This is a genomic window from Candidatus Glassbacteria bacterium (assembly GCA_019456185.1).
In the GTDB taxonomy this organism is placed as follows: Bacteria; Gemmatimonadota; Glassbacteria; order GWA2-58-10; family GWA2-58-10; genus JAJRTS01.
In genome coordinates, this window is sequence record VRUH01000018.1 from 45,065 (window position 1) to 54,375 (window position 9,311).

A 9,311-nucleotide genomic window follows, 5' to 3' on the forward strand; every position below is an offset into this window, starting at 1 on the left:
GGGCGCGCCTTCTATTGTCCCGACGCACTCCGTCGGGACAATTCAGGCCTTGGGCGACAGCAGCGGTTTCAGAAACTCCTGAACAATCAGGCTGGTTTTCTTTATGCGTGGATGCGAGTTCGGCCCGGTGAAACCTTTTTGGTTCTTTTTGGTTTCAAAAAGAACAGATAACTCTTATTCCATTGTTCCACCGGATCCATGCTCCAGAGGAAACCACTAGCTGCTCCTCTGGGCTTATGAAACAGATTCCAGTGTGGTGTCCCGGAAGTATATGTAATAATTCGACGGGCTGGTAATGGTTCGATCAGCTCAAGCTGAAATCCCCCCTGGCCCCCTTTGGCAAAGGGGGTGGCCCCGACAAATCGGGGACGGGGGTTGTCTTGCAACAGAAATAAACTACACAAATCTGACTTATCTCTGCTGATTTTTCTCTAAGTTTCTCAAAACGGATTACACCCAATTGCAATATGTCGCCGACCTCCATATCCATTCGCACTACTCGATAGCCACCAGCAAGCACGCCGACCCGGAGCACCTGTTCGCCGCCGCCGCGGCCAAGGGAATCACCCTGGTCGGCACCGGCGACCTGACCCACCCCGGCTGGCGCGCCGAACTGGCTGAGAAGCTCGTCCCCGACGGCGAAACCGGCCTGTTCCGTCTCCGGCCGGACCTGGAAGAGCATTTCCGCAGGACCCTGCCCGGCGAGACCGGCGGCGCTGTCGTCCGGTTCGTGCTCAGCGGCGAGATCAGCTCGATCTACAAGAAAGACGGCCGGACGCGCAAGGTGCACAACGTGGTGCTGATGCCCTCGCTGGAGGCCGCCGAACGCCTGAGCGGCAAGCTCGAAGAGGTGGGCAATATCCGCTCCGACGGCCGTCCGATCCTGGGTCTGGACTGCCGCGAACTGCTGGCGATGACCCTCGACTCCGACCCCGAAGCCTGCTTTATCCCGGCCCATATCTGGACGCCACATTTCAGCGTGTTCGGCTCGCGCAGCGGGTTCGACACCCTGGAGCACTGCTACGGCGACCTGAGCGCTGAAATCTACGCTGTCGAAACCGGACTCAGTTCCGATCCGCCGATGAACTGGCGGGTCAGCGCCCTCGACCGGTTCACCCTGGTGTCCAACTCAGACGCCCACAGTCCGGAAAAACTGGCCCGCGAGGCCAACCTGATCGACGGGGAGCTGACCTATCGCGGCCTGATCGGCGCTCTCAAAGGCAGCCGCGAGCATAAATTCCTGGGCACTGTCGAGTTTTACCCCGAGGAGGGCAAGTACCATTTCGACGGGCACCGTAACTGCAAGGTCCGGCTCACTCCCGAGCAGGCCGGTGAACTCGACGGCCGCTGTCCGGTCTGCGCTGGAAAACTCACCGGCGGCGTGCTGGGCCGGGTCCACGAGCTGGCCGACCGGCCCGACGGCGCCCGGCCGGAAAACGCCCGGCCCTTCCAGCGCCTGGTCCCGCTGAGCGAGGTGCTGGCCGAATGCCTGGATGTGGGCCCCGCGACAAAAAAAGTCAGGGCCCAGCTGGACTGCCTGCTGCGGAGAGTGGGCAGCGAACTGCACGTGCTGCGCTCCGCCCCGCTCGACCAGATCGCGCGGGTGGGCGGACAGCTAGTGGCCGAGGCCGTGCGCCGCAACCGCGACGGCGAGGTGAAAATTGAGCCCGGTTATGATGGAGAGTACGGCACGGTAAGGATTTTCGGGCCGGGAGAGCGGCAGGTATCGAGCGGGCAGATGTTCTTTTTCGACGTTGCGCCGGATCCACCGGCACAGGCTGAAATAACCTCGCCCGCTGAGCGTAATATCGATATCAAGGTCGGCGCCGCCGCCCGCTTTCGCGACGAGGACCACATTCGGCCCGGCCCCGATATCGAGACCGTCGAAGTGGCGGGGATCGCGCTCAACACCCATCAGGCCGCTGCGGTCACCGGCGAACGCACTCCGCTGGCGGTGGTGGCCGGACCCGGCACGGGCAAGACACGCTCTCTGGCGGCCCGGGCAGCCTGGCTGGTGAGCGAAAAAGGGATCGACCCCTCGCGGATCATGGCTGTTACGTTCACCAACCGCGCCGCCGCCGAAATGCGTCAGCGGATCGCGCAGCTGCTGGGCGGCAATCCGCCGCCTGAGCAGACGGTCCGGGCGATGACTCTCCATCGCTTCTGCCTCGATTTCCTCTCCCGCGCCACCGGCCGGGCGGTCAGCGTGGCCGATGAAGCCGACCGGGCTGTCCTGCTGGCCCGCGCCACCGATGGTATCGAGACGCGCGGCAGGCTGAGGGAAATCAGCGAGGAAATCAGCCGCGCCAAGTCCCGCGGCGAGCGCCCGGAGGATTTTTCCGGCGACGAGGATCTCCGCCGGGTGTGGACCGCTTACCGCAACCTCTGCCGCCGGCTGGGCGTGCTGGACTACGACGACCTGATCGGCGAGGCGGCGGCGCTGCTGACTACTGACAGCAGCTTGAGAGCAGAAACGGTAAAAAACCTGGACCATCTGCTGGTCGACGAGTTCCAGGACCTCAACCCGGCCCAGTACGCCCTGATCCGTCTGCTGGTTGACAGCAGCGGCGCGGGGCTGTTCGCGATCGGCGATCCCAACCAGTCGATCTATGCTTTCCGGGGCGCGGACAGCCGCATTTTCGACCGCCTGCGCAGCGATTACGCCGGGTTGGAAGTCCGGCGGCTGGAAGCGGGCTACCGCTGTCCGCCGGGAATAGCAGACGCGGCCGCGGCGGTGGTGACCCCGGTCTGTTCCGCCGAAAGCGCTCCGCCGACGCCCGTGGGCGGTCGCTGGTCGCCGGTCAGGATGGTGCGCGCGGTGAGCGAAATGGCCGAGGCGCTGGCGATTGTGCGTGAAATCGGAGCACTGGTGGGCGGCACCGGAATGCTCGAGGCCCACGGCCAGGGACGGACCGGCGACGCATCCGGCGGGGACGAACTCTTCAGTTTCGCCGATATCGCGGTAATCGCCCGTACCTCGGGGCTGCTCGGCACGCTCGAAAAGGCACTGGTCACCGAGGGGATCCCCTGCCGGCTCCGGGGCGGGCGCAGCTTCCTGGAGCACGAACTCGTGCGCGGCTGTTCCAGCTGGTTGAGGCTGCTGGTCAACCCCGGCGACACCCTGCGCACCCTGGAGTCGATGCAACTGGCCGGGCTGGACGTGGAGAGCGGTGATCTGTTGGAGCTGAGACAGCAGGCGGCGGAATCGGGACGGGGGCTGCTGGAACTGCTCAAGCACAGGATCAGCCGCGAGGTGCCGCTGCGTGATGAGACCCGTCCGCTGGCCGAGTTCCTGGCCGTATTCGACAGCTTCCGCCGTCGCAGCGGCAGCCCGCCCGCGGAGCTGCTTGAGGAGATAATAACCAGCTTCGTGCCGGAGGAAAAACGCGGGACAGCCGAACTTTCCCACCTGCGCTCGGCCGCCGCCGCACAGCCCACCGTGACCGCGTTCGCCGGCCGGATCGCCCTGGCCCGTCAGGCCGACCTCGAACGCACCTCCGGGCCCGGCGGCGCAGAGGCGGTAACGCTGATGACCATGCACGCGGCCAAGGGTCTCGAATTCCCGGTCGTGTTCGTGATGGCCGTCGAGCGGGACATAATCCCGTTCACCCTCCTCCGCAGCGATCCCGACGAGGAGCGGCGGCTGCTCTACGTAGCCATGACCAGGGCGGGAAGCCGGCTGTATCTCACAAGTTCCGCCAGGCGGACGGTCTGGGGCAGCAGGCTTACGGGGCAATGGTCGCCCCTGCTCGACTCTCTGCCCAAAGAGAGCAGGCTCGAAATCGCGGCGCAACGGCCGGGCCCGAACCGTGAAAAGCAGCTCGATCTGCTCTGAATGCTCCTCGCGGCAGTCTTGACTCGGCTTGAGGAATTCAGCTAATTTTGGCTTGTTTTTAATATTGGTGTATACTATACTTGGCTTTTCAGAGCCTGTTTTTTCGGGGGCTGTCCGCCTGAAATCGCTTATATCGCCAGGCAGCCGAATCTCGTACCCGCAGCAATAAGGAGGCATGGATGCTGATCCTGACCAGAAAGCAAGGCGAGTCGGTGGCTATCGGCGATGACATTCAGATCACGGTTGTCGAAATCCAGGGCAAGCAGGTCAAACTGGGAGTCAAGGCGCCGCGCGAGGTGGCGGTCCATCGCCAGGAAATATACGAAAAGATTCAGCAGGAAAATATCCGCGCTTCCCAGGTCGATGCTTTCGACCTCTCCGAACTCAAAGATGCAGCCGGAGGGAGCGAAGAAGAAGACGGAAAAGAGGGGGCCTAGCCCGGGTCTCTCCGCCAGCCCTGTTGTTTATCAATGTAACCATCGGCCTCTACCGGCCGTTACCCAGCAACAGATTGTCCCGCCTGGCCGGGTAGCCGGCCGGGAATTAATTCAGTCAAGGGATATTGTCTCACCGGAGGGAGCAACTGTGGACGACTCCCTGGAGAGAGATCAGCTTAACCTGTGGGAAAAGCTCAACCACCTCTATGGTGACGAACCGCAAGAGGGTTCGTCCGACGCGGACAGCCAGGCGGGTGAGCCCGGGGCCGATACCGGGGAACCGGTTCAGCCCGGAAACCAGCAGGCCGAAGCTGTGGAGGAAAACCGGACCGGCGATACCGGCCGCCGCGGAGAGTTGGGTTCGGCGGCGCTCGACGAGGTCGACATGACCCCGGTCGCCGGCGCCGTGGACGGGCCCGGAGCTGTCAATACGATCTGCGTGGACTGCCGTTACGACTGCAAGCAGCCGGCCGCTGGTTTCGTGATTTCACGCTGCCGGCTGGCAGTGAGCAGCCAGCAGGAAAGCCGGGCTGTGACTCCCAATCAGCTTGCGGCCAGCCAGGGTTCGATGGGGATCGAGAAGATCAACGAAACCTGCCGCCGCTGCCGTCGCAGCTGCAAGCAGCGGACAGTGAAACTTAACAAAATGCTCTGCCTGGAATTCCTTCCGATCGAGAACGGACCGGCCGATGGCTGAAACCGTCGAAGCGGAGGAAGTTAACTCGCAATACCCCGGAGGCAGGCGGTGATAATCAAGTGCACCAACTGCGGATCGCGCTACCGGGTCAGCGATGACCTGGTGGCCGCGGGACCCAAACGGTTCAAATGCAAGAAATGCGGCACGGTTCTGTTGATCCAGCCGCCATCGAAAAAAAGCGCGCCCGCCCCCGCCGAGCAACCGGAACCCAGCGGGCCGCAGGCGCCCGAACAGGCCGCGGCGGCAGTCGAAGAGCCACCGGCCCCGCCGGAGGCGGCTGATTCCGAACCGCCGCCGGAGCCGCCGGCAGAAACCGCGGCTGAGCCACCGGTGGAGCAGCCCCCCGCGGAGAAACAGGATGAGGAGGCCGCTGAGACCACTGAGGAGGAGGCCGCTGAGACCACTGAAGAGGAGGCCGCTGAGACCGCTGAGGAGGAGGCCGCTTCCGAAGCGGCGGACGATACTGCTGATAAGAGTGAAGAAACCGGGGAGAGCGACGAAGCTGGCGGCGGGAAAAAAACGGAGCTCGATCCGAACCTGACCCCGGAGGAAATCGCCGCCCGGCAGCAGGCGGAAATCCATGAGAAGCTGGAGAAACGCCGTCAGCAGATGGAGGACGAAATCAGCGGCCGGTTGAACAAGGCCGCTCTGGAGACGCTGGATTTCGAGATTCTCAGCAAGCTGGCCAAGCAGATCCAGCAGATCCAGGAAAATACGGATTACATCCCCGCGCCTGACACGAAGTTTTTCAGTTGCATCAAGTGCGAGGCCATTTTCTGCCTCTACCCTGACGACTCCAGGTTCTGCGCCAACTGCATCGGCGAGATCAGCCTGGTCAGGGCGGACGACATTCTCAAACAGTACGGCATGTTCGGCTGAGACGGTGCACAAGGGAACCAACCGGCACCGTCCGGTTTATATATTTTCCCCGGAGGCCGATAATCACACCGGCCCCGTTCCAGTGAGGAATGCCCTTTGAGCGGCAAGCAGAAAAAATCCAGTTCAGCCGATGCAGGGAAACAGACGGCCAAAGCCCCCCGCAAGGGAGGTAAACTCGGCAGGATGGCGCTCAAGGGCGCGCGGTTCGACGAGGACTCGATTTCCCTTTACCTCAAGGAAATCAGCAATTACCCGCTGCTGACCCCCGAGGAAGAGGTGTCCCTGGCCCTGGCTTACAAAGCCGGCGAGCAGGGCGCTATCGAACGGATAGTGCTCTGCAACCTGCGGTTCGTGGTCAGTATCGCCAAAAAGTATCAGAACCTCGGCATCTCGCTCTCCGATCTGATCAACGAGGGTAATATCGGTCTGATCCGCGCCGCCCACAAGTTCGACGAGACCAAGGGTGTCCGCTTTATCACCTACGCGGTCTGGTGGATCAGGCAGGCGATCATCCAGTACCTCAGCGAACAGAGCCGGATAGTGCGTATCCCGCTGAACAAGGCCAGCGCCATGTTCAAGATGGAGAAGATGCTCAACAACCTGGCCCAGGAACTGGGGCGCGCTCCGACGACCCAGGAAATCATGCAGGGAATCGACATGACCGCCGCCGATATCAACGAGATGCTGCCACTCTACCAGCCCCAGTACTCGCTTGATTCCAGTTCCAACCCCCAGGACGACATTATCCTGCTCAACTCGATCCCCGACGAAAAAACTCCGGGGCCGATGGACGGGGTGTTCAAGAACGACCTCAACGAGGCGATCGAGGGCATGCTGAGCACGATCAAGGAACGCGAAGCCAGGATCCTGCGCTTCTATTTCGGGCTGGACAACACCGAGCCGATGACGCTCGAGGAGATCGGCGAGGTTTTCGGCGTGACCCGCGAACGGGTGCGCCAGATCAAGGAAAAGGTGATCAAGCAGCTTAAACAGGCCAACCGCGACAAGCTGCTGGAGACTTACTTTTCTTAAAGCCCAACTGCCAGCCGCCGTTATTTCTTGCTTGACAATCAGCGGAATTCCGTGCTATAATCTCTTAAGCAAGCTTCGGAAAGCAGCGATTAAAGTCATCTCGCAGCAGTCTTCCCCGGTTCCCCGCCGCAATAAGCCACGGAAGCCAAAAAAAGCTCTAAAACACTTTAGGTCACAGCCTCTTTCTTAAAAAACCGCAAAGCATTATGCAATTTCAGAGAATGAGGTGCAATTTTCAGATCGACTTGTGCTTGTGTGCTTGACAAACTTCCGCGGCCTATGGTACAATTGCCTCGCAATGAAGTCTAAGCCTTTATCTGCAAGGGATTAGCGATGATTTTCAATTTGCGCAGACGCAGTGTTTCCTCGGTTGTCGGACTCGACCTGGGCAGCCACTCGATCAAGGTGGTCGAAATCGACCACTCCGGCAAGGCTCCCTTGCTGGTCAACTACGGGATTACCGAGCTGTTGCCCGGCGCGGTTGTCAACGGCCAGATCAAGGAACGCGACGCCGTGCTCGAGGCGATCAACGTCCTGTTCGATTCCTGCCAGATCACCGGCCGTCAGGTCAATATCGCGCTCAACGGCGCGGACGTGATTATCAAGACGATCAAGACCGACCGGATGAACGACGAGGAACTGGCCAAAGCGATCACCTGGGAGGCCGAGCAGCAGGTCCCCTTCCCCCTGAGCGAGATCAGCATGGACTACCAGGTGCTCGACCCGGACACCGAAGGCGAGCAGATGAATGTCTTGCTGGTGGCCGCCAAGCGCGACCTGATCAACGAGAAGCTGTCGCTGCTGGAGGAAGCCGGGTTCGACGTCCTGCTGCTCGATGTCGACACGTTCTGCCTGCTCAACGCCCTGGAATCCAGTTTCGCCGCCCAGCCCGACAGTTGCCATTGCATTGTCCATTTCGGCAACGAGAGCACTCATCTGGGGCTGGTCCGCGGCGGCCTGCCGATCCTGACCCGCAACCTGCCGGTGGGCGGCCGTAAGCTGGTGGACATTATCCAGGACCAGATGGGTATTGATGAAGACCAGGCTTACATGGCCCTCTACGGCTCCGCCGGTGATGAAGAGCTCTTGGAGGGGGCCGCCGTGCAGGAAGAACCGGCCGAAAGCCCGCTGGAACCGTCAACCGAAACCTCCGAGCCGACGCCCGGCGAACCCCCGGCGCAGTCAGGGGACATCTCGCCCTATATCGACTCGTTTCTCGACGACGTGTCGATCGGAGTCAACCGGGCCGCCGCGTTCCTGGAAAGCACCGAGGAAAGCGGCTCGATCACGACTATCTATCTCAGCGGAGGTTGCGCCAATATCTCCGATATCGATCGCAAGTTCGAGGAGAAGGTCGGTATTCCGACCATTATCGCCAATCCGCTGAGCGAATTATCCTATAAAGCAGAACTGTTCCAGGCCGAACCAGCCGAAAAAGTAGCCGCCACGCTGATGCTGGCCATCGGGCTCGGACTCAGGGTACCCGACTGATCATGACGTTGGGCGGGGACCGGCCTTGCCGGTCTCCCGGGAGTGCTGTAAACGATGATTAAAATCAACCTGTTGCCGCCCGAAAAGCGTAAGAAAACCAAGCGGGCAGCACCTGTAGCCCAGCCGGACGGAGCCGCCAAGGCCGGACGCGGCCTGTCGCTGCCGGGGTTGAAGCTCAGTCCGGTGATGGCCCTTCCCGTGGGGATGGCCGCGCTGGTGATCATCTTTATCGCCGGCTCGTTCCTCTGGCTCGGCTTCCGCGAGAATAATCTCAAGGAGAGACGCGACGAGCTTCGGGTGGAGTTGAACAAGCTCAACCGCGTGATCCTGCGCATAGACGAACTCAAGGAGAACACGCGCGATGTTGTCAGCCGGATGGAAGTGATCGTCAAGGTGGACCAGAACCGGTTTGTCTGGCCGCGCACGCTGGATGAAATCAGTTCCGCTCTGCCACGCTACACCTGGCTACAGACAATCAGCGAGATTTCGCCCTTTCCACAGTTGACCATGAGGATCGAGGGCAACACGATGAGCAATATCCTGCTCAGCGAACTGCTGGCCAACCTGGAAATGAGTACCGTCCTGACCGGCGTGCGGCTGATCAGTTCCGTCGAACGGTCGCTGGGCGGCTATGACACCAAGTTTTTCGTGATCGAGTGCGAGTCGAATTTCAACCAGCGGCCGGAGACGACCGCCCAGGTGGCCCAGGCCAAGTGAGCCGGGCGGGGCGCGGCGCTGGTTTTCAACCAAACACGGATGAGGTCAAGATGACAGGCACAATCGGCAGGACGGCTCTGGTGCTGGTGGCCTTGCTGCTCCCCCTGCTGGCCGGTTCATGCGACAACGAACAGGGCGTGCACGCCGGCAATCTGGTCACGGTGGCCGGCTACGTGTTCCAGTCTCCCGAATTGCGGGTGGGCGTGGCCGACGTGACCGTGGT

At 61.5% G+C, this 9,311-nt stretch carries 7 protein-coding genes; all 7 read left to right on the plus strand.

The features are described from left to right. Positions 1 to 460: 460 nt before the first annotated feature. The 7 genes from FVQ81_08775 (at position 461) to FVQ81_08805 (ending at position 9,088) form a co-directional block, all read left to right on the plus strand. Complete coding sequence (locus tag FVQ81_08775) at positions 461 to 3,835, plus strand: AAA family ATPase (GenBank protein MBW7996641.1); 3,375 nt, start codon at positions 461 to 463, stop codon at positions 3,833 to 3,835. Positions 3,836 to 4,014: 179 nt separating this feature from the next. Then, a complete protein-coding gene (gene csrA / locus FVQ81_08780; GenBank protein ID MBW7996642.1) occupies positions 4,015 to 4,272 on the plus strand; it encodes a carbon storage regulator CsrA in 258 nt (85 codons plus the stop codon). 148 nt (positions 4,273 to 4,420) lie between these two features. Next, a complete protein-coding gene (locus FVQ81_08785; protein MBW7996643.1) occupies positions 4,421 to 4,969 on the plus strand; it encodes a hypothetical protein in 549 nt (182 codons plus the stop codon). A 30-nt stretch (positions 4,970 to 4,999) separates the two neighbouring features. After that, complete coding sequence (locus FVQ81_08790; GenBank protein MBW7996644.1) at positions 5,000 to 5,848, plus strand: hypothetical protein; 849 nt, start codon at positions 5,000 to 5,002, stop codon at positions 5,846 to 5,848. A 183-nt stretch (positions 5,849 to 6,031) separates the two neighbouring features. Next, positions 6,032 to 6,880 (plus strand): RNA polymerase sigma factor RpoD/SigA, encoded by an 849-nt coding sequence (locus tag FVQ81_08795; GenBank protein MBW7996645.1) that lies wholly within the window; start codon positions 6,032 to 6,034, stop codon positions 6,878 to 6,880. Positions 6,881 to 7,213: 333 nt separating this feature from the next. Continuing rightward, positions 7,214 to 8,371 carry a type IV pilus assembly protein PilM gene (pilM, locus tag FVQ81_08800; GenBank protein MBW7996646.1) on the plus strand — a complete coding sequence of 386 codons (1,158 nt, stop codon included), beginning with the start codon at positions 7,214 to 7,216 and terminating at the stop codon, positions 8,369 to 8,371. A gap of 54 nt (positions 8,372 to 8,425) precedes the next feature. Beyond that, complete coding sequence (locus FVQ81_08805) at positions 8,426 to 9,088, plus strand: PilN domain-containing protein (GenBank protein MBW7996647.1); 663 nt, start codon at positions 8,426 to 8,428, stop codon at positions 9,086 to 9,088. Positions 9,089 to 9,311 lie beyond the last annotated feature (223 nt).